This window comes from Stenotrophomonas sp. GZD-301, assembly GCF_049310345.1.
Classification (GTDB): domain Bacteria; phylum Pseudomonadota; class Gammaproteobacteria; order Xanthomonadales; family Xanthomonadaceae; genus Stenotrophomonas.
In genome coordinates this window covers 40,342-61,744 of sequence record NZ_JBMOWY010000010.1, presented here as the reverse complement: position 1 = coordinate 61,744, position 21,403 = coordinate 40,342, and the positions used below count along the sequence as shown (strand labels likewise).

At 62.7% G+C, this 21,403-nt stretch carries 12 protein-coding genes; 4 read left to right on the top strand and 8 right to left on the bottom strand.

From position 1 onward, the window contains the following. Positions 1-10: 10 nt before the first annotated feature. Genes ACO6VK_RS02885 through ACO6VK_RS02870 form a run of 4 tightly spaced genes read right to left on the bottom strand, consistent with a single transcriptional unit; the run spans position 11 to position 11,316 of the window. Entirely contained in the window at positions 11-7,024 is a 7,014-nt protein-coding gene (locus ACO6VK_RS02885) for a calcium-binding protein (RefSeq protein ID WP_422505440.1), read from the bottom strand. 3 nt (positions 7,025-7,027) lie between these two features. Next, complete coding sequence (locus ACO6VK_RS02880; protein ID WP_422505438.1) at positions 7,028-7,708, bottom strand: hypothetical protein; 681 nt, start codon at positions 7,706-7,708, stop codon at positions 7,028-7,030. 12 nt (positions 7,709-7,720) lie between these two features. After that, a complete protein-coding gene (locus ACO6VK_RS02875) occupies positions 7,721-9,145 on the bottom strand; it encodes an HlyD family type I secretion periplasmic adaptor subunit (RefSeq protein ID WP_422505437.1) in 1,425 nt (474 codons plus the stop codon). Then, positions 9,142-11,316 carry a type I secretion system permease/ATPase gene (locus tag ACO6VK_RS02870; protein WP_422505435.1) on the bottom strand — a complete coding sequence of 725 codons (2,175 nt, stop codon included), beginning with the start codon at positions 11,314-11,316 and terminating at the stop codon, positions 9,142-9,144. The genes ACO6VK_RS02875 and ACO6VK_RS02870 overlap by 4 nt, the downstream gene beginning before the upstream one ends. A gap of 683 nt (positions 11,317-11,999) precedes the next feature. Between ACO6VK_RS02870 and ACO6VK_RS02865 the strand changes: the two genes are divergently transcribed. Together ACO6VK_RS02865 and ACO6VK_RS02860 are read left to right on the top strand one after the other, a co-directional pair. Next, positions 12,000-12,623, top strand: coding sequence for a hypothetical protein (locus ACO6VK_RS02865; RefSeq protein ID WP_422505433.1), 624 nt, complete (start codon positions 12,000-12,002; stop codon positions 12,621-12,623). Beyond that, a complete protein-coding gene (locus tag ACO6VK_RS02860; RefSeq protein ID WP_422505431.1) occupies positions 12,623-13,738 on the top strand; it encodes a hypothetical protein in 1,116 nt (371 codons plus the stop codon). The genes ACO6VK_RS02865 and ACO6VK_RS02860 overlap by 1 nt, the downstream gene beginning before the upstream one ends. A gap of 280 nt (positions 13,739-14,018) precedes the next feature. On the opposite strand, the gene ACO6VK_RS02855 is transcribed toward ACO6VK_RS02860, so the two are convergent. The 4 genes from ACO6VK_RS02855 to ACO6VK_RS02840 form a co-directional block, all read right to left on the bottom strand. Then, positions 14,019-14,174, bottom strand: a complete 156-nt coding sequence (locus tag ACO6VK_RS02855; RefSeq protein WP_422505429.1) for a hypothetical protein — start codon at positions 14,172-14,174, stop codon at positions 14,019-14,021. A gap of 155 nt (positions 14,175-14,329) precedes the next feature. Further along, complete coding sequence (locus tag ACO6VK_RS02850; protein ID WP_422505482.1) at positions 14,330-14,668, bottom strand: winged helix-turn-helix domain-containing protein; 339 nt, start codon at positions 14,666-14,668, stop codon at positions 14,330-14,332. Between the two features lie 447 nt (positions 14,669-15,115). Beyond that, positions 15,116-18,235, bottom strand: a complete 3,120-nt coding sequence (locus tag ACO6VK_RS02845; protein WP_422505427.1) for an efflux RND transporter permease subunit — start codon at positions 18,233-18,235, stop codon at positions 15,116-15,118. 1 nt (position 18,236) lies between these two features. Beyond that, a complete protein-coding gene (locus ACO6VK_RS02840; protein WP_422505425.1) occupies positions 18,237-19,379 on the bottom strand; it encodes an efflux RND transporter periplasmic adaptor subunit in 1,143 nt (380 codons plus the stop codon). Between the two features lie 105 nt (positions 19,380-19,484). On the opposite strand from ACO6VK_RS02840, the gene ACO6VK_RS02835 reads away from it, so the two are divergent. Both ACO6VK_RS02835 and ACO6VK_RS02830 read left to right on the top strand, forming a co-directional pair. Further along, on the top strand, positions 19,485-20,099 hold the full coding sequence (locus ACO6VK_RS02835; protein WP_422505424.1) for a TetR/AcrR family transcriptional regulator: 615 nt from the start codon (positions 19,485-19,487) through the stop codon (positions 20,097-20,099). Then, positions 20,096-21,400: an NAD(P)/FAD-dependent oxidoreductase gene (locus ACO6VK_RS02830; protein ID WP_422505422.1), complete on the top strand. Its 1,305-nt coding sequence runs from the start codon at positions 20,096-20,098 to the stop codon at positions 21,398-21,400. Before ACO6VK_RS02835 ends, ACO6VK_RS02830 begins: the two co-directional genes overlap by 4 nt. Positions 21,401-21,403 lie beyond the last annotated feature (3 nt).

Here is a 21,403-nt window from a genome sequence, read left to right as displayed (position 1 = left end):
TGCGGTGCGGTTACGGCGTTGCCAGCAGCGTCCGCGGGTACGCCGGTTCGGTGGGCAGCAGCCCATCGGCGGCGTCCGGGCGGCTCCAACGGCCATCGGACATCGCCATCACCAACCGGCTCAGTTCCGAGGCGCCGTCTGCGTGTGCGCCGCTGTCCGGCACGGCGGAAGCACGGCCCGCTGCGACCCGCGCCTCCACCTCGTCGGCGGTGAGCACATTCCAGTCGCCGTCGGAGAGGTAGTCCACACGGTTGGCCGCGTCAACGTACCAGTCGGTGAGCGTGACGCTGCCCTGGTCGTCGTCCAGTGCCACCACCAGGTTGTCGCCGTCGCGGCGGAACGTCATCTGGTCGAAGGTAGCGCCGCGGATGCCGAGCTCGTCGGTGCCGTAGGCGTCGACGTTGTCGATGATGTCGTCGCCCTCGCCCGCATTGAACCCGTAGAAGTCGTCGCCGTCACCACCCACCAGCCGATCGTTGCCCCGCTCACCATAGAGCGCGTCCTGGCCATCGCCGCCGTACAGGGTATCGGCCCCGGCGTCGCCCCATAGCGCGTCATTGCCAGCCAGCCCGGACAGCACGTTGTCCAACCCGTTGCCCGCGAGCGCATTGTCCAGCGCGTTGCCGGTGCCGCGGATGGCCTGCCCGAACAGCTGCAGCGCTTCGATGGTCTCGCCCAGCGTGTAGTCGATGCTGGCCGCCACGGTATCGCCCTCGCGCAAGGGGTGGGCGCCGGGCGTCGGGATGCTGAAGCCTGCGTCGACGGCCGCATCGCCCGTGCCGGTCAGCGACGCCTGCGGTGCACTGCGTGCGAAGGTCTGGGGCACCTCGTCGTCGGCACCGTCGTCGATCACCAGGTCGCCGGCATCATCGACCACGTAGAAGTCGCGTCCGTTGCCACCGCGCATGACATCGGCGCCGGTGCCGCCGATCAGGGTGTCGTCACCCGCGTTGCCGATCAGCTCGTCGTTGCCCGCGCCGCCGTCGATCCAGTCGGGCTGCGAGGACCATGCGTCTTCCGCAGCGCCGCGCAGGAGATTGTTGCCGGCATTGCCGATGAGCACGTTGGCCTCCTCGTTGCCGGTGCCGCTCAGGTTGCCGGTGCCTTCCAGCACCAGCCAGTGCAGCTGCTCACCCAGCACGTAATCGATGCTGGCGCGCACGGTGTTGATGCTGATCTCGCTGGCACCCCACACGAACGTCTCGATCACCCTGTCGCCCACGTTGTCGACGACATAGGTATCGCTGCCGTCGCCACCGCGCATGATGTCGGCCCCTTCGCCGCCGTCGAGCAGGTCGGCGCGCGCGCCGCCCTCGAGCACGTCGTTGCCGCCCAGACCGTACAGGTGGTCATTGCCCTCACCGCCGATCAGTGTGTCGTTGCCTTGGGTACCCGTGGCGGTCACGTCGCCCAGCACCACGCGCTGGGCAATTGCCGCAGCGTCCCAGACCGTGCCATCGGCGAAGCGGAACGACTCGATCGCGTTGCGGCCGGCGAAGTAATCCGGAATCCGCAGGCTGTCTTCCGCGTTCAAGCGGACGAACAGCTCATCGCCGTAGCGCATCACCGCCAGGTCGCCCGGGGCGATCTCGAGGTTGAAACGCAGCACGTCGACGCCACCTTGGTCCTCGACGATGTGGCTGCCATACCCCAGACCGAACACGTAGGTGTCGGCGACCGACCCGCCGTACAGGTAGATGTTGCTCAGACCCGCCTGGCGGTTGAGTATCATCTTGCCGACGTCGAACAGGGTGGATGCCGATGCGTCGCCCTGGAAGGGGCCCTGCGCGTCCTGGACCCCGATGTAGTAGGCCGGCCCACCGCTGTGGTCGGTGTAGCGCCACCCGTCGTACTCCACCGAAATCGCCTCCAGTTCCGGGCCCAGGTGCTGCAGGATGTCGGCAGCCGTCCACACCGTACCGTCAGCGAAGTGAAGTGCATCCACCGCACCCCCGTAGTAGCCGTCCTCACCGAAGTGATTGAGCACCATCAGGCGATCCTCCGACCCTGGCAGGTCGATCACCAGGGCGTTGCCCGAGCGCGCCACCCGCACATCGGCGACACCGATGCCGGCCCCCAGCTCGATCACGTCGAGGTCGTCGGCCAGGCCGCTGCCGTTGCGGATGAAATCCAGACCCGAGCCGATGCCGAAGCGGTAGCGGTCGTTGCCGGCATCACCGATGAGCATGTCGTTGCCGCTGCCGCCCTCCAGGATGTCGTTGCCGCTGCCGCCGCTGAGCAGGTCGTTGCCGGAGCCTCCGCGCAGGGTGTCGTCGTGATCGAGCGCGGTGATGCGGTCATGCCCCACGCCACCGTCGATGACATCCCCGTTGCCGTAGTGGCCCAACAGGTTGTCGTCAAACTGCGAGCCCTGCATGTACATCTCGCGCAGGATCTGTGGTGTCCACACCGTGCCGTCGGCGAACATCACTGCCTCGATGCGCTGGAAACCATCGGGGCCTGAGGTGTCGAAGAACCCGTCGATGGTCAGACGGTCGCCGGTCTTCAGGTTCACCAGGGTCAGGTGGGCTCCGTCGCGAGTGCTCCGGGTCACCACGATGTCCGCGGCCGAGACCGTGTCATCGAACACGATGCGATCAACATCGCTGGCGTTCCAGCCGTAGTCGTGCACCGTATCCCACCCATCGCCGGCACTGAAGCGGAAGGTATCGCTGCCATCGTTGCCGAACATGTGGTCGTTGCCGATACCGCCTTCCAGGTAGTCGTCGCCACTCCCGGCCCGCAGGGTATCGTTGCCCTGGCCGCCATACAGAAGATCGTTGCCGGCGCTGGCGATGATCGTGTCGTCGCCCTCGCCGCCGTAGAGCCTGTCGTCCCCGCCTGACGGGTGTTCCATGACAACGTCGTAGCCGTCGCCGTAGATGAGGTCGTTGCCCGTGCCGCCGAACACCACGTCATCGTTCAGGTCGGCCACCAGCGTGTCGTCGCCTTCATCGCCATACAGCGTATCGGCCCCATAGCCGGTCCAGATCCAGTCATCGCCGCCGTAGCCGTGGATGGCCTGGTCGTCGTAGCCGTGCAGGAAGATGCGGTTGCCGCCGCTCCACATCTCCGCGGCCTCAAGCTCCCGACCATCGGCCCAGTAGATCTTCACCGGCACGCTGTCGTTGCCGGTGTACTTCTCGATGGTGAGCGATTCTCCATTGTCGGTGGTGATCCGCAGCGCGCCGGCTTCAACGCCGAACAGCAGCCCGTCCGGCCCGAAGAAATCGACCAGGTTCACGATCCGGACTTCCGTCGGGTCGCTGGCCTTGATCACATCGCTGCCGTAGCCGGAGCCATAGCGGTAGGTGTTGGTGCCGGCGCCGCCGTCCAGCGTGTCGGTGCCCGCACCGCCGTCGAGGACATCGTCGCCGGCGCCACCGCGCAGGTGGTCGTTGCCCTCGCCGCCGAGCAGGATGTCATTGCCGTCCTCGCCGTACAGGGCATCGTTGCCTGCACCGCCCTCGACGCGGTCGTTGCCGCCTTCGCCATGCAGCTCGTCATTGCCGTTGCCGCCGAGCAGGTGGTCCGCGCCGGGCGTGGCCGTGTTCACCAGCGCCATCACCGCCGCCCGGTTCAGCGTCTGGCCATCGGCGAAGACCAGCGTGTGGGCCGACCCCGTGTTGGCCAGGAAGCCTTCCAGACGCACGGTCTGATCGGCGCCCAGTTCCACCACCAGGGCATCGCCATTACGGCGGAGCACCGCCTGGCTGAGGGTCGCGCCGGTGAAGCGCACCTGGTCGTTGCCGGCGTCGGCGGCGGCCAGCTGCTGGATGGTGTCGATGCCATCACCGCGGGCGATCACATAGATGTCGTTGCCCTGGCCGCCGATCAGCGTGTCGTTGCCGGTGCCGCCGTCGAGCCGGTCATCGCCACGACCACCATCCAGGTAGTCGTTGCCGGCCTCGCCATACAACGCGTCGTTGCCCGTGTGGAGGTTGAATTCGTCATCGCCGAACAGGTCATCATCGCCGTTGCCGCCCAGCACGGCGTCGTCGCCGCCCATGCCGGCCACGACGTCGTTGCCATCCCCCGCATCGATCACGTCGTTGCCATGCTCGGCCGCATCGCTGTCCAAAGCATCGCCGGCAATGATGTCGTAGCCGGCGCCGCCACTGATCGTATCGTTGCCCGCCCCACCCACCAGCGTGTCGGCGCCGTCGCCACCGTCGATCAGGTCGTCGCCGCCCTGGCCGTCGATGTAGTCCATGCCGGCGCCGCCGTTGATGCGGTCGTTGCCGTGGTGCTGCAGGGCCAGCTCGCTGGTGACGAAATCACCGAAAATGATGTCATCACCGGCATCGCCGTCGATCACATCGTGGCCACCGCCACCCCAGATCCGGTCCTGCCCATCGCCGCCGTGCAGCACATCATTGCCGTGGCGGGCCGCCTCCAGTTCCTTGGTATCGCCGAGCATGACGTCGTCGCCCTGCCCGCCCCAGATCTGGTCGTGCCCACCGTCGCCCCACAGTTCGTCATTGCCGGCACCGCCGTCGATGTAGTCGTTGCCGTCGTGTCTGGCGCGCGAGGACAGGTTCTGGAACTGCGAGTACGCCAGCGTTCCCTGGGTGAGATCACCGCGGATGAGGTCGTCGCCGTCATCGCCGAACAGCATGTCGTTGTCGTGCCCGCCGAACAGCACGTCGTTTCCGGTGCCGCCATTGACGATGTCGTCGCCCTCACCGCTCATGACGATATCCGAGCCCGCGCCGGCATCGATGATGTCGCCACCGTCGGCGAACAGCTCCGGGTTGGGGAACCATTCCGGGCCGCCACCCATGCTCGCATTGTGCGAGCCGACGACACCGAAGTAGATATCCGAGTAGTACGTGCGTGCATCCGACGCGTCACCACTCTGCTTGCGGATCACAAAGCCCAGGCCGCTGGCCAGCTGTTCACCGGGCAGGTTGTCGGACGGCCAGTACTCCAGGCGACGCGCGGTCTTGGCCACCTCCACAATGAGGTCGTTGCCGCCGCCGGCATTGATGATGTCGCTGCCCGACCCACCGTTGATCATGTCGATGCCGTTGCCGGCGGTGATGGTGTCGCTGCCGAATCCGGTGTAGTACGCGGTGGGGGTGTCGGTACCCTGGAACACACCGTTGATGACGCCCAGCTCGGGAATCTCGTCACCGTCCCACTTGGAATGCGCATTGACGCCCAGCGGCTGGAAGGCCTCGCCCATGCCCGGCAGGGTCAGCCCCAATCCACCCTGCGTCCACCGCTCGATCTCGACGCGGTTGTTGGTCTGGGTGTCGATCACCGTCAGGTGGTAGGCCGTGCCGACCGTGGCGACCACGGCGCGGAAACGCTTGTCCGCCGATTCCCAGGCGTCCTTGCCCAACCGCTGCATCGCGCCCACCACGACGCCGCCGAACACGATCTCGCCCTGGCCGTCGAGGTCGCGGATGACGTCCTTCTGGTTGGCCACCAGCTCCCCGCTCGTGCCGAATTCGTAGCGGTCGAAGCCCAGGCCGCCTTCGAGGCGATCATTGCCGTCGCCACCGATCAGCACGTCGTTGCCGGACATGCCGATCAGCGTGTCCACGCCACTGCCGCCGTTGAGCAGGTCGCCGCCGGTGCCGCCTTCCAGGTAGTCGTCGCCGCCGCCGGCGGTGATCGAGTCATCGTCGGCGCCGCCGAACAGACGGTCGTTGCCGTCGCCGCCGACCAGCAGGTCGGCCGCATCGCCACCGAAGTGGATGCGGCGCGCCTTGATCAGCCCCAGGTCCAGGCCATCGACCATCAGGTCGATGTCGGTGCTGCCGGCCCGCGCCTTGAACAGCAGATCGCCCAGCGGGACCGCGGTCAGACTGAGCACCCCGTCGGTCTCGCGGTCGCTGCGGTACATGTCCAGGAAGCTCATGAACGTGCTGCGCGACTGGATCCATTCCTGGGTGATGCTGCCCTCGCCACTCGCCTCGTCGTACAGCGCCAGCGCGTCGGCGCGGCTGTCCAGCGGCTGCAGCGCGAACACCGACAGGCTCGCCAGCGCGTTGCGCACGCGGATGTCGCCCAGCGCCTGCTGCTGCAGCTGGGTTGCATTGAGACCGCCAAGGAAGCGGATCTCCAGTGACTGGGTCTGGGCCGGGGTCAGCTGCGCGAAGAACTGGGTCAACGAGGCCGCGTAGTTGGCGTCGGTCACGCTGCGCTCGGGGCGACCGAGGTACGCGCTGAACAGCATGTTGACCGTCTCGGCCATGCCGTAGGCGCCGATGGTGGCAAACGGCGCTTCCAGCACTGTGCCCTTGAACATGGTGGCGAGCTTGGGCCCGAACGCGTAGTCGCTGGAACGGGTCAGGTTGCTGGCCACATCGCCCGCCAGCTCCATCCACGTACCCACCGGCAGGTCGTTGAAGATCAGCCCCGCGTCGATCACATGCTCGTTCTGGATCATCAGCGACAGACCGGGCATGAACAGGTCGATCTCGCTGCCGTTGATCACCGGCGCGTTGACCGACCGGATCGCATGCACGAACGAATCGTAGGCGAACAGGATGTTCTTCCAGTCATCCAGGGTGTCCACCGCATTGGCCGCGCCGGCGGAGAACAGACGCCAGGACTGGTTGGAGCCCAGCGGCAGGAACAGCAGGGAACCGGCCCACGCCGAGTTCACGTCGAACACCGTGTCGCCCACCTTGTCCGGGAACACGGTCTCACCCACGCCCGGGGCATCGCTGTTGGCGATATCCAGCAGCGAGAGCTGCCCCTGGTCGCGGATCTGGGTGAGCACGCGCCGGGCCACCTCGTTGGAGGCTTCCTGCATCAGCTGATCGGTGACGGACACGCCCCGCAGCTCGGCCTGGCGTTTGGTGTAACCGCGGATCACCTCCGCGTACGGCCCCGTGTTGCCGTTCGCCTGCGCGGCGCCCAGGAACCACAGCCGCACCGCTTCCGCACCGGCCTGCCCCTCGAGGAACCCGGCAATGGTCAGATAGGCATCGCTGAACTGCACCGGGCCGGCCCCTTGGGCCAGACGCTCGGTGATGTAGTCAATCTGTTCCAGGGTAAACACAGCCATGAATCACTCCTTGATGTCGAGGATGTCGCGGACCAGCAGATCGATGTCCTTCCAGCGGCCGAGGTTGGCGGCCGCCGGGTAGGTGTAGGAAATGGAGACGCGCGCCCGTTTGAATCGAGCGCTGCACCGGACCGGCCGGTCCTGCGCATCGCGGAAACAGGTCAGCACATACGGCGCGCCGTCGGGCATCCGCCACGGCGTGCGCAACGGCACGTAGACGTGCTGTCCGGCCGGGTCGGCGTGCGGGCCGCCGCGCAGCTGCAGCAGGTCCAGATCGGGAAGCGGAATCCGCGCGTCCCACTGCCCACGCGCTGGATCGGTCAGCGCGCGGTTCGCGGGGGCGTCGCAGTTCAGCACGATGGCGACTTGGCCCGACAGCGGTGCGGCCGTGGGGGTACGCGGCACCGCCTTGCCAAGATCGAGGTTCAGCGCGGCGGTGGTGCCGGTCGCCTCGAGGGTCAACGTGGTGTCGCCGATGCTGAACATCGATGACACCTGTGCATCGCCGGGCCAGCGCTCGCCGTCGCCCAGCCGAAAGGCCTGGCCACAGAACACGAGCACGCCGTGCTCGAAACGTGCGTGGTCAGCAGGCGCCTGGCGGGCGGTGGCCTGCGGCTCGCGCGAACACGCCGCCAGCAGCGGCAGCCACAGCAGCACGGCAGTGAGCAGGCGTCGAGCGCGCATCGGGCATCGGCCTCATCGTTCCCGCAACGCTTCGTTGCCATGCTGCCGCAACGGGCTGAGCAGGTAGTCGATCACCCGGCGCTTGCCGGTCTTGATCTCCACGCTCAGGCTCATGCCCGGCGTCAGCGCCACCTTGACGCCGTCGATCATCAGGCTGGCATCGCGCAGCTTCACCCGTGCGGGGAACACCAGGCCCATCTTCTCGTCCTGCGCGGCATCGTGGGACACCGTCTCGACGATGCCCTCCAGGTAGCCATAGCGGGTGTACGGGAAGCTCTCGATCTTCACCGTGGCGCGCTGGCCGGGCCGGACGAAGCCAATGTCCTTGTTCAGCACCGTGGCCTCGACCTCAAGATGCTCTTCGCTGGGCACGATGGCCATCAACGCCTGCGCCGGGGTGACCACACCGCCCACGGTATGCACCACCAGCTGCTGCACCGTGCCGTCCACCGGCGCGCGCAGCAGCATCTGCCGGTCGCGCTGGCGGGTCTTGTCACGCTGCGGCGTGTACTGGCCGATCTGCTCGCGCGCCTGGCGCAGCCCGTCGTACGTCTTCTGCCGGATGTCGGCCTGCATCACCCGGAGTTCTTCCTGCGCACCGGCAATTGCCGTCTGCGACTCGATCAGCTGCGCCTGCTGCGCTACCAGCGCGCGCTGCATCTCCACCATTTCCTGCTTGCGCGCCAGGTACTCGTGGCGGCTCACGAAGTTGCCCTCCAGCAACTGCTCAAGATCGGCCACCCGCTCCCGGGCGATGGCCAGGCTCTGCTCCAGCGGCGCGATCTGCGTGCGCACCGTCTGCAGCTGCGCGCGCTGCTGCGCCACCGTGGTCTGCAGCCGCTGCTGCTGCGCCTGGAATGAGGCGAAATCGCTGGCAACCAGCTGCCAGGTCGCCTGCAGCTCCTCCTCGGGCAGCCCCGGTTCCGCCGCGGGCGCGGGCGGCAGACGGCCGCTGTCCAGGCCATCGGCCATCGCCTCGTGGCGAAGCTCGGCCAGCCGCGCGTTGACCAGCGCCTCGTCGGCCTGCCGGTAATCGGCGCCGGTCGCCGTGGCGTCCAGTTCGACCAGCAGGTCACCCTGCTTCACCAGCTGCCCATCCCGCACCATGATGCGCCGGACCACCGCCGTCTCCGCCGGCTGGATCACCTTGGTACGGCTGCCGACCACGGTCTTGCCCGGGGCCACCGCCACGATGTCCAGCTTGCCCACGATCGCCCACAGCAGCGCGACGCAGAAGAACCCCATGATGATCCGCATGGTCCAGTGCGCAGCCGGCGAACTCGGGCGTTCCACCAGTTCCAGCTGCGCCGGCAGGAAGGCCAGCTCGTCCTCGTTGCGTTGTGGGGGATCCATCTGCCGGCGGACCTTCCAAGCCGCGCCGAAGGCATGCCGATAGCGCCGGAGGAACTCCCCGGCGGCGCCGAAAATGTGTTTCATGCCGTCCCCTGCTGCAGCTTGTAGAGGTGTGCGTACTGGCCACCGGGCCGGTCGACCAGCTCCTCGTGGCGGCCGGACTCGACGATGCGGCCCTTCTCCACCACCACGATGCGGTTGGCATGGCGCACCGTGGACAGGCGGTGGGCGATGATCAGGACGGTACGGCCCTGGCAGATGGCGCGCATGTTCTGCATCACCGCGTGCTCGGACTCGTAGTCCAACGCACTGGTGGCTTCGTCAAAGATCAGGATGCGCGGGTTGGTGACCAGCGCACGCGCGATGGCGATGCGCTGGCGCTGGCCGCCGGACAGGCCGGTGCCGTTGTCGCCCACCAGCGTGTCGTAGCCCTCGGGCAGCTGCAGGATGAAGTCATGGGCACCGGCCAGCGTGGCGGCACGGATCACCCGGTCCAGCGCCATGCCCGGGTCGGCCAGCGCGATGTTCTCGCGGATGCTGCGGTTGAACAGGAAGTTCTCCTGCAGCACTACCCCCAGCTGCCGGCGCAGCCAGGCCGGGTCGGCCACGCCCAGGTCGTTGCCGTCGATCAGCACGCGGCCGCGCTCGGGCACGTACAGGCGCTGCACCAGCTTGGTCAGCGTGCTCTTGCCCGAGCCGGAACGGCCGACGATGCCGATCACTTCGCCCGGGGCGATGTCCAGGTCGATGCCGGCCAGCACTTCGGCCGCATCCGGGCGATAGCGGAAGCCGACGTTTTCGAACGTCACCTGGCCCTTGATCGGCGGCAGCGCCATGCGGCTGCCCGGAATCTCGGTGCGCGTGTTGAGGATGTCGCCGAGGCGCTCGACCGAGATGCCGACCTGCTGGAAGTCCTGCCAGAGCTGGGTCAGGCGCAGGATCGGCGCGGACACCTGGCCGGACAGCATGTTGAAGGCGATCAACTGGCCGACCGACAGCTTGCCGTCGATGACCAGCTTGGCGCCGAAGAACAGGATCGCCACGCCCACCAGCTTCTGCACCAGCTGGATGCCCTGCTGGCCGATGTTCGCCAGCCGGGTCACACGGAAGCCGGCACCGACGTAGCCGGCCAGCTGGGTATCCCAGGTGCGCGCCATGCGCGGATCGACCGCCGTGGCCTTGACCGTACCGATACCGTTGATGGTCTCGATCAGGAACGACTGGTTCTCCGCACCGCGGGCGAACTTCTCGTCCAGCCGCCGGCGCAGTACCGGGGTGATCGCCGCCGACCAGATCGCGTAGATCGGCAACGAGATCACCACGATCAGGGTCAGCCAGACGCTGTAATAGAACATCACCGCCAGGAACACCACGGTGAACAGCAGGTCCAGCACCGAGGTCAGCGCCGGCCCGGTCAGAAAGTTGCGGATGTTCTCCAGCTCGCGCACGCGGGCGATGGTCTGCCCGACCCGGCGCGACTCGAAGTAGGCCAGCGGCAGGTTGAGGATGTGGCGGAACAGCCGTGCCCCCAGTTCCACGTCGATCTTGCTGGTGGTGTGCGCGAACACGTAGGTGCGCAATCCGTTGAGCAGCACGTCGAACGCGGCGATCGCCACCAGGCCCACCGCCACCACTTCCAGCGTGGTCATGCCGTGGTGCACCAGCACCTTGTCCATCACCACCTGGAAGAACAGCGGCGTGATCAGTGCAAACAGCTGGATGAACAGCGAGACGATGAAGACCTCGCCGAGGATGCGCCGGTACTTGACCACCGCCGGCACGAACCAGCGGAAATCGAACTTGGCCAGCTCGCCCAGCACCGAGGCGCGCGAGGCCAGCAGCATCAGACGGCCCGCATAACGCTCGGCGAACTGTTCGGCGCTCATCACCTGCTGCCGTCGTTGGCGCAGGTCGTGGACCAGCAGCTGTGTGCCATTCACCTTGGCGACGATGAAATGCTCGCCGTCGGGCTGCCAGGCCAGCGCCGGCAGAGCCACCTTCTCGATGCGGTCGGCGGCGATGGAGGCCATCTTGGCCTTCAGGCCGAGCTGCTTGGCCGCCAGCAGCAGCGTGGTGTCGTCGAACGGCTCGCCCACGCGGCCGAACTGGTGGGCCAGCTGGCGCGCATCGGCTGCCACCCCGTGGAACTGCGCGAGCAGTACCAGGCCAGACAAACCCAGGTCGTGGGACACATCGGCGGCAGCCACGTCGGGCGGCGCATCGACTACAGCAAGAGTCGGCCTTGATTCAGCCATGTGCTTCCCCGGATTTCGTCCCTGAATCTCCCCCCGTTCCAACCGGCCCCACGGTGTGCGAAACACCCGGAATCGCTTGAACGGACGGCGCAAGATGGAGCCTGGCCCGATGGCTGTCAAGCACAATTTCGGGCCCATCCGCGCGCCCCGCAAAACACCCCCCGGCGCCCTCTCCAACGGCCTTCCGGCGCCCAACAGCGCTTAAACTTGTCCTCCTGCTGGCGACGGGTCGTTCCCGCGTCACCCCTCCGTTCCCGTAAGGACGTTGCTTGCACACCACCGATTCAAAACCGAAGTCCAAAGACAGCAAGGGAACCGCCGAGCACACCCCGCTCATGAAGCATTAAGCACGTTAGCTCAGCAAGACCTTGTATTTGCTATAGATTGCGCAGCAAACGACGCTCCATTTGAGGCTGGCGCTACACCGCCGCTACATCAGGTGGGTCCACGTTCGTCAGCGCCTGCCCCGACCAAGTCGCTCCTTCGCGAGAGTCCCCGCCAGTCCCCGGTCGCTAGCTCTTGGTGCGGAGCCTGTTGGCCGTCGCCGGCCTCATCCGGGGGCTTCCACTCAGTCAAAGCGCATTCCCTTGCCCGGCCTATCGGCCTCGCTTAGAAAGCGCTCGGTCGCACCTCTTGCGACAATTTCCCGATATCGTGCGCCTATGCACAGTCGGGGGACTCAAATGGATCATGAGTATGTGGTGCGGGGCGGGGTTAATCGGGCGGACATTGGCAAGTATCTGACGCGAACGGCTTCGGTCGTTTCAGGTCTCTTGGTCTGGGTGCTCCTTCAAGCAGTCGACCTTGCAAAGCAGTTTGGGCTCAGCACGAACCTGCCGCCCGTTATCCTCTCTCTGATTGGTGCGGGCACCGTCTATACCGCTCTCTATCTGATCTTCCGTCGCTGGATCTGGCGTGTGCCACTTGTTGCAGGATGGTTGAAGGTCGCCGATCTTTCCGGCACTTGGATCTGTGAGGGCCATCCCTTCCCGCGCCCTGACTCACTCGCCATTGATTGGCAGGGAACGATGACGATCACGCAAGATTGGGACAAGGTGCGCATCCACCTCGATGCCGGCTTGTCCAAGTCCAACAGTGATGTTGCCGGACTGCTGTCTGACGCCATCGAGGGCTTTGTCCTCCTTTACAGCTACAGGAATGAACCAAAGCCTGGCCAGACGGAGCTCAGCGCCCATCGCGGCTTTGCAAAACTGATCTTTGCCAAAGACTTGAAGACAGGCAAGGGGGACTATTTCAACGGTGACGGTCGTCACTCGTCGGGCACGCTCACCCTTAGGAGGCAGTAATGGCAAGGACTGTAAATGATCGGCTTTCGGCACTGAAATCACGACGCCGTGGCGATGACCGCCTGGACCTTCTGGCGCAAGACAGTGCTGCGCTTGCCGACTATTTCGGCAAGATCGCCAAACAAGAAAGCTGGGAAACCAAAGCAGTCGACAAGCCCAATACGCGCTACGCGTTGGGCGCCATGCAGGAGGTCGATGCGGACTACACGCGCATCAGCAAAGAAACGGCCATGCGCGTGGCAAACCAGCTTGAAAAGCGTATCGATGGTTTCAGGCTTGAATTTCACCTGCAAGGCTCTGTGCCACTGAATGTCCACATACGCGGAGTCAGCGATGTCGATCTGCTCACCCTGATCTCTGGGCAGTTTTACACCTACAACCCCAACGGGATTCAGGCCCTAGCCGGAGCCTACTCTCCGACAACGCGAACCTCGTTGCAACAGCTTAAAGATCTCAGAGCTGAGGAGGAGCCAGCACTCGCCAAGGCGTTTCATGCAGCAACCATTGACACCTCAGGCAGCAAGGCCATCAAGATCTCAGGCGGATCACTTGCTCGCTCGGTTGACGTTGTGCCATCCCATTGGCATGAGACGACCGCTTACCAGCAAACCGGCGCTATGCATGATCGTGGCGTTGTCATTTTGGATCGGAAGATCAATTCCACGATGACCAACTACCCCTTCAAGCACATCAAGGCCGTGACAGACCGAGACACTGTTACTTTAGGCTCGCTTAAAAAAGCAATTCGCCTGGTCAAGAACATCAAGGCAGATTCAGATTTAGAGATTGCCTTACCCAGCTTCGACCTTGCCGGCATCATGTATCACGCCGACCTGGCTGCACTTCGAATGGGCTACACCTTCGAACTTGCCATCTTGGCGGAGACGCAACGCCACCTCGATTACCTCTATCGCAACCCTGAAAAAGCCAAGCTTTTGGAAGTCCCTGACGGCACACGCCACATTTTCGACAGCAAGGCGAAGCTCGATGCGCTACTGACGCTGTCGTACGAAGTGGACAAGCTGCTTGAGGCCGTTGCGAACGAGCATCAAGGGCTCCAACCAGCAACAACGCATCATGACCGCCGACAATTGCTCAATGCAATTCGTTTGTAATTGCTGTGCAAGGCTTGCCTATAAAAATACATAGCAGAACGCCAAGCCATGTCAGAGCCTTACTTACAATGTAGCGAAGCAGGCCGCCCTGCCGCCTTACCGTCGCCGGCGAAGGACAATGAACCGAAGGATCGGCTCTCAGGGAGGGGCTGTTCCCACTAAGCAGCAACGGGCTCAGCGTCATCAACCAGAGTTGCCTGATCTAGCAGTCATCCTCCATGTCAGCACCCGCTGCAACTACGCAGCAGCTTGACTATAAAAATGTGCGTTGTTCGCGTGCTCAGGCGCCAATCCAAGGATTGCGAATCCAAACGACCAATGCGACTGCAAAAAGCGCGGTGTAGATGACAATTCTCAGCCACACCGGCTCATCAGCTAGATATTTTTGAGTGAGGTAGGCGGCTACTCCACAGATGACCAGCGTAATCGGCAACATACTATGTCCTCTAATGGGCCGAGGTCGATGCAATCAGCGGGGACGGCATACCCTAACAAACTTGACCATATTGATTCCCACGACGATCCAAAAGTAGTCTTCATGTCCGTCGTGCATCTTGAGAGGATGCGGAAAGCACCTTTCTTTTCAGGACTTCAACGCATGGTTCGGGTTTCGCTCCTGCCTGCGTGGATGATGTATCCCCTCCTACGTGCTGTGCGAAGGATGTTCGCGTGGGGCTCATCCACCGCACTTAACTTCCGTCTCAGGCGACATACAGCGCGGTCCACTGCCCTTTCATCCGATTGCAGAGGGGCCACCGCGCTGAGCAACTCGGCCCGACCAACCACTTGACCTGCTCGAAGCAAAAGAACCTCAAGAAGCCTTGCTTCCGACGGCGTCAATGCTGATGTCTTGCCACCGGCCTCAACCTGAGGGGGCTTGTCTTGGTAGCAATAGGGCCCAAACCGGACGGGTATCGGCAACAGCGCCATTTGCGCTTTTGGTCCGCAATCTAGGTTTTGTCGACGACTCAGTGTCAGTATCCAGCAGCCACCTTCTGCGTCGCCCTGAGTCTCAGCCAGGAGTGCTCTAAACAGTGAAAGAAGCATACCCTGTGCCTGTCCGCCCCCATCCGATACGCTATCGGCAGGATCACTGAATACTTGGGGCAGTAGGAACGTCCGGCCTAATGTTCTCTCTAGGTGTGGTCTATGCATCAACGCATTAATCACCTCCACATGTTTGTTACGGGGCTCTTCGTCCGCCTGTGGCAGCTCAGATTCTGCTTGCATTAAAATAATGGCTGGAATCCAGTCGCTCATGTCGCGTCTCTCCAGAGTTGGGTGGTAACCACTCTGGCAGCCAGTGGTCACTCGAAAGGCGTTCTGCGAAACGCCGGTGCGGCTTTGCGCACCGGCGGACACTGAACATTCGAAGCCCTATTTCGCCTTCTTTTGAAAGAACGTAGCCACCACGACAAAGAACAACGGAACAAAGAACACGGCCAAGGCCGTCGCAGTCACCATGCCGCCGATCACGCCGGTGCCAATCGCATGCTTGCTGCCAGAACTGGCGCCCGTCGCCACGGCCAGGGGAATGACACCTACAGTGAAGGCCAATGAAGTCATGATGATGGGTCGCAACCGCAGTCGAGCAGCCTGCACCGCTGCATCGACGAAGCTGATCCCGTCGCGCTGCACCAGATCTTTGGCGAACTCAACGATCAAGATTGCATTCTTCGCTGCCAATCCGATCGTGGTCAGAAGACCGACTTGGAAGAACACGTCATTGCCTAACCCCCGAAGCAAGGTAGCGACGACGGTGCCGATCACACCCAGCGGCACGACCAGGAGCACAGAGAACGGGATGGACCAGCTCTCATACAAGGCTGCCAAGCACAAGAAGACGATCAGCAGCGAAACGGCATAAAGCGCCGGCGCCTGATCCCCCGATAGCCGTTCCTCGTAGGACAGGCCAGTCCACGCCAAGCGAACGCCCTGCGGGAGCGAAGAAGCGATCTCTTCAACAGCCTTCATGGCATCGCCAGAACTCTTGCCTGGCGCAGGTGAACCCAATATCTCAACCGCCGGCACACCGTTGTAGCGCTCCAACTTAGGCGAACCATAGATCCACTTTCCGGTCGCAAAGGATGCGAACGAGACCATCTGGCCGGCGTTGTTGCGCACATACCATTTGTCGAAATCTTCTTGGCTAATGCGAGATTCCGGGACGCCCTGAATGAACACCTTCTTGACACGACCCTTGTCAATAAAATCGTTGACATAAGCCGAACCCCACGCAGCAGACATCGTGCTATTTACGTCCGCCAGGCTAAGGCCAAGCGCTTGAACCTTTTCGTCGTCAATGACGATCTGGAACTGCGACTCGTCGTTCATGCCATTGGGGCGAACCATGAAGAGCGAGGGGTTCTGGGCAGCCATGCCGAGGAACTGGTTCCTCGCCTGCATGAGTTGGTCATGGCTAAGGCCCCCACGGTTCTCCAAGAAGACATTGAAACCGGTGGCGTTACCCAGTTCCATCACCGCCGGCGGGGCAAACGCAATGACCGTGCCTTCCTTGATCTGGGAGAAGCGCCCCATCGCGCGCCCGGCCAAGTCAAACACGCTGGACTTGCGGTCACTCCATGGCTTCAACTGGACAAAGGCCATTCCCGAGCCTTGACCACGCCCCGCGAAGTTGAAACCCTCCACAGTCATGATCGAGGCAACCGTATCTTTCTCATCTTGCATGAAGTAAGTCGACACCTGCTCGAGAACGTCGCGGGTGCGCGCTACACTGCTGTTGGCAGGCATCTGGACTTGAACCATCAAGATGCCTTGGTCCTCATCGGGAAGGAACGACGTCGGCAACATGGGGAATAGGACGACAAGACCGACCACGATGACCAAGAATACCGCCATGCCCCGCTTCCGGACCCCAAGGATCCAACGCACTCGCCCTTGATATCGCTCGGCCATGCGATCAAACCACCGGTTGAACCAGCCAAAGAAGCCCTTTTTCTCATGGTGATCCGCACTGGCAGGCTTCAAAATGGTTGCGCACAGCGCCGGCGTGAAGACGACAGCCACCAGCACCGACAACGCCATTGCAGAGACGATGGTGATCGAGAACTGACGGTAGATGACGCCTGTTGATCCCCCAAAGAAGGCCATAGGGATGAAGACCGCCGAGAGCACCAAACCGATGCCCACCAGCGCGCTTGTGATCTGATCCATCGACCTACGCGTGGCCTCGACGGGCGGCAGGCCCTCCTCCACCATAAGTCGCTCGACGTTCTCCACCACGACGATGGCGTCATCAACCAGCAAGCCAATAGCAAGCACAAGCCCAAACATAGTCAGGATGTTGATGCTAAAGCCAAACGCCGCCATGACGCCGAATGTTCCCAATAGCACGACCGGGACTGCCAGCGTGGGGATCAGGGTGGCGCGCCAGTTCTGCAAGAACAGATACATCACCAAGAACACCAGAACGATCGCCTCAATCAGCGTATGAACCACGCCCTCGATTGAAGTGCTGATGACCGGCTCCGTGTCATACGGATACACAACTTTTAGGCCCTTGGGGAAGGTGGGCTCCAAGTCCTTTAGAGTGGCCCGCACCGCTTCCATAGTCTCCAGTGCGTTGGCGCCAGTGGCCAGTCTGAGCGCCACGGCCGAGGTCGGCACCTGCTTGCCTCCCTCTTCGGTCCCTGCGTATTTTGCTTGGATCGAAAAATTCTCCGAACCGAGCTTCACGGTCGCCACTTCGCGCAGTCGGACCTGAGAGCCGTCCGAATTGACCTTGAGCAAGATGTTCTCAAACTGCTCAGCAGTCTGGTAACGCGTTTTGCCAACCACGGTGGCGTTAAGCTCGACTGCATCCAGTGTCGGCAACCCGCCGAGCTGGCCGGACGAAATCTGGACGTTCTGCGATCGAATGGCGTTGCTTACATCGAGCGGCGTGAGATCAAAGCTGTTGAGCTTGGCCGGATCCAGCCAGATCCGCATGGCGTTCTGAGCGCCAAGCACCATGAAGTCGCCCACACCCTTTGTGCGGGAAAGCGGATCTTGGAGGTTAGAAACAATGTAGTCTCCCAGGTCAAAGGCACTCATGCTGTTGTCGGTCGAGATCAGACCGACCACCAGCATGAAGTTGATTTGGAACTTGGCGACGCGGATGCCCTGCTGTTGAACCTCATCAGGGACAAGGGGCGTTGCTAAAGACAGCTTGTTTTGCACCTGCACCTGAGCAATGTCGGGATCGGTGCCCTGCTCAAAGGTTACGGTAATTGAAAAGCTGCCATCCGCGTTGCCCGCAGAGCTGATGTAGCGAAGGTTGTCCAAGCCGTTGAGCTGCTGCTCAATAACCTGAACTACCGTGTCCTGGACGGTTTGGGCGGAAGCACCGGGATACACGCCGCTGATCTGGATGGCTGGCGGCGCGATGTTGGGATACTGGTTGATGGGCAGCATGCGGATGGCAAGAACGCCCGCCACCATCACCACAATGGCAATCACCCACGCAAAGATGGGCCGATCAATGAAAAATCTGGACATGTCAGCCCTCTGTCTTGGGCGAAGCCGGCGCGGTCGGCTTGGCAGCGGAAGCGCCCTTGGCCGATACCGGCAACGGCTTCACCACATCTCCTGGCTTGGCTCGCTGTCCCCCATCAATCACGAGCCGCTCGCCAGGCTTTAGCCCTTCTGTTATCAGCCAGTCGCTGCCCAATGCGCGATCCACAACGACCGAGCGCTGAACGAGCTTGTTGTCCGATCCGACGACCAATGCCGTCGCCTTGCCCTCGTTGTCTCGGGAAACAGCCCGCTGCGGGACCACAATGCCCCCCTCGCGCACGCCCTCCGTCAGCGACGCCCGTACAAACATGCCCGGCAACAGGAGTCCGTCTGGATTGGGGAACACCGCGCGCAATGTGACTGCGCCGGTGCCCTCATCCACGCTGACCTCGGAGAACTGTAAGCGGCCTTGATGGGCATAGACCCGACCGTTTTCCAGACTCAGATCAACCACGACCTGGCCGTCGCCCGCGCTTTTGAGCCGCCCAGCGGCGAGCTCTTCTTTTAGCCTGAGGATCGCGGTGGAAGGTTGGACGATGTCTACATAAATCGGGTCCAGCTGTTGCACCACGACCAGCGGATTGGCTTGGTTTGCCGTGAGCAACGCGCCTTGAGTCAACGACGATCGCCCGACGCGCCCAGTGATGGGGGCGGTGATGCGCGTGTAGCCCAGGTCGATGCGGGCAGACTCTGCTGTCGCTTTGGCCTGAAGGTATTCCGATCGCGCGTCGTCCCAGTCCTGATGGCTGATGGCTTGGCTCTCGTTCAATCGCTCATAGCGCTCTGAACGAGCCTTGGCCGTCTCCAAGCTCGCCGTTGCCCGCGCAAGGGTGGCCCTATAGGGAGCTGGGTCAATCTGGTAGAGCGGCTGCCCGGTCTTAACCGTCGCACCCTCTTCGAAGAGACGCGCTTGGAGGATCCCCCCCACCTGCGGCCTGACCTCAGCAATCAAGTAAGGCTGCGTGCGTCCAGGCAGTTCCGTGGTCAAAACCACTGGCTTGGACTCCACTATTTGGACGGTCACCTCAGCAGGGCCCTGCGGAGGCGGCGCAGCGCTCTGGGGACGGCAGGCACTCAGGGCGATGGCGAGCACTGCCGCCAGAGCCAACTTCTCAACAGTCTTCATGTGACCTTCACAAACGTGGGTGGAATTAGATTGAACGTTCATTCTAGAACGTTCATACTATACTGGCCAACCACGGAGGCGCAACGCATGCGCGGAGTTGTCTAGATGAATGAATTGAATGACCGGGGCGACCAGGCCAAGTCCGACCTCCGCCGTCGGCAAGTCTTGGATGCGGCTACTGAGTGCTTCCGGCGTGAGGGCTTCCATGGCAGCAGCATTGCCCGCATCTCCAGAGCGGCCGGCATGAGCGCCGGGCACATCTATCACTACTTTGCCAACAAAGAGGCCATCGTCGAGGCCATCGCCGACCGTGAACGGGACAACATGGCCCATTTGGTGCAAACGCTCGCGGAAGACACAGATGGCGGAAATCTCGTTGCCCGCCTAATTCGGCAAACCGCCCAAACAGTTGAACAAAACAGCGATCCGGCGGTGGTGGGGCTGATGTTGGAGCTCGCTGCGGAAGCCGCGCGCAACCCGACCATCGCCCAAATCCTTCAGCGGAGCGATCGGGCCATCGGTGATCAGTTTGTGGATCTGATCCATCGCATTGGCTCGTTGTCGAACCTGCCGATAGAAGAACTTCGGTTGCGAATGACGATGATTGCGGCCGTGATCCAGGGATTGGCAATGCGATCCATCGTGGAGCCTGAAAGGGACCAAGACGCCACCGTGCGCCTTTTAAACAAAGTCATTAAGGCAATATTGGAGGACGAATGAACACCGGCACCCCCATACACAAGCCTCGCATCGTGATCGTCGGTGGTGGAGTGGCCGGGTTGCTGCTTGCTACGCGCCTAGGGCGCAGCATGGGTCGTCGAGGCGATGCCGAGGTGATCTTGGTCGATCGTGGGCCGACGCATGTCTGGAAACCGATGCTCCACACGTTTGCCGCAGGGACCTGGAACGTGTTCCAACAACAGGTTCAATACCTCGCGCACGCCCATAGCAATCACTTTGAATTCGTTCCAGGCAGCCTAAAGAGCGTCGATACCGCTCGGGGCTCTATCCAACTCCACGCATTAGACATTGGGGCAACACGCGTTGCCGAGGAGCGAGACATAGCCTTTGATGAGCTGATTCTCGCTCACGGGAGCCATGCCAATGACTTCAACACGCCCGGGGTGTCGCAGCATTGCCACTTCATCGATGGGCAGCAACAGGCGGAGGACTTCAACACCGAGCTGCGAGCAACCTTGGCACGGGGTTTTGTCACCGCTCAGAATGTCGACATCGCCATTGTCGGCGGCGGAGCCACCGGCGTGGAACTTGCCGCCGAGCTCAGCCGCTTGATGGAAATCGCCTCGGCCTATGGCGGAATTAAAAATGTCCGTGGCCGAATGCGCATCACGCTGCTAGACAGCTCGCGCCGCATTCTCAGCGCTTTCCCAGACAATGTAGCGCAATCGGCCATGACGCAACTTCAAGCTCTTGGGGTCAGCATCATAACAAATGTCCGTGTCGTTGCCGCCGACACCGACGGCTTCAGCCTTGAAGACGGGTCTCGCATCGAGGCGGGCCTCAAAGTCTGGGCCGCAGGCATTTGCGCTATGTCCGTTGGCGTAGGCCAGTTGGAAGTCAACCGCTCCGGCCAAATTGTCATCGGCGAAAACTTGGCTGCGAAAGGTCGACGCCATATTTATGCAATCGGGGATTGCGCAAGCCTGACGCCGGCTGGTGGTGACCGCCCATTGCCCGCCACGGCCCAAGTGGCCAATCAGCAGGCGCAGCACTTGGCTAAGCACTTGCCCAAGTGCTTACGTCGAGGCACACCTATCCCTGACTTCCGTTTCCAAGACTTGGGCTCGCTGGTCTCGCTGAGCAACTACAACGCATTTGGAACCCTGGGGCGCCTCGGATTTTTCCGTGGTGGTTTTATCCAGGGCAAGTTCGCACAGCTAAGCCATGCCTACCTCTATCGACGCCATCAGTTCCTTCTACATGGCCCACTCAGGGCCAGCGCACTGTGGATGGCCGAGCAGGCCAATGCAATGGTTCAGCCCAAAATTCGAATTAGTTGAGCG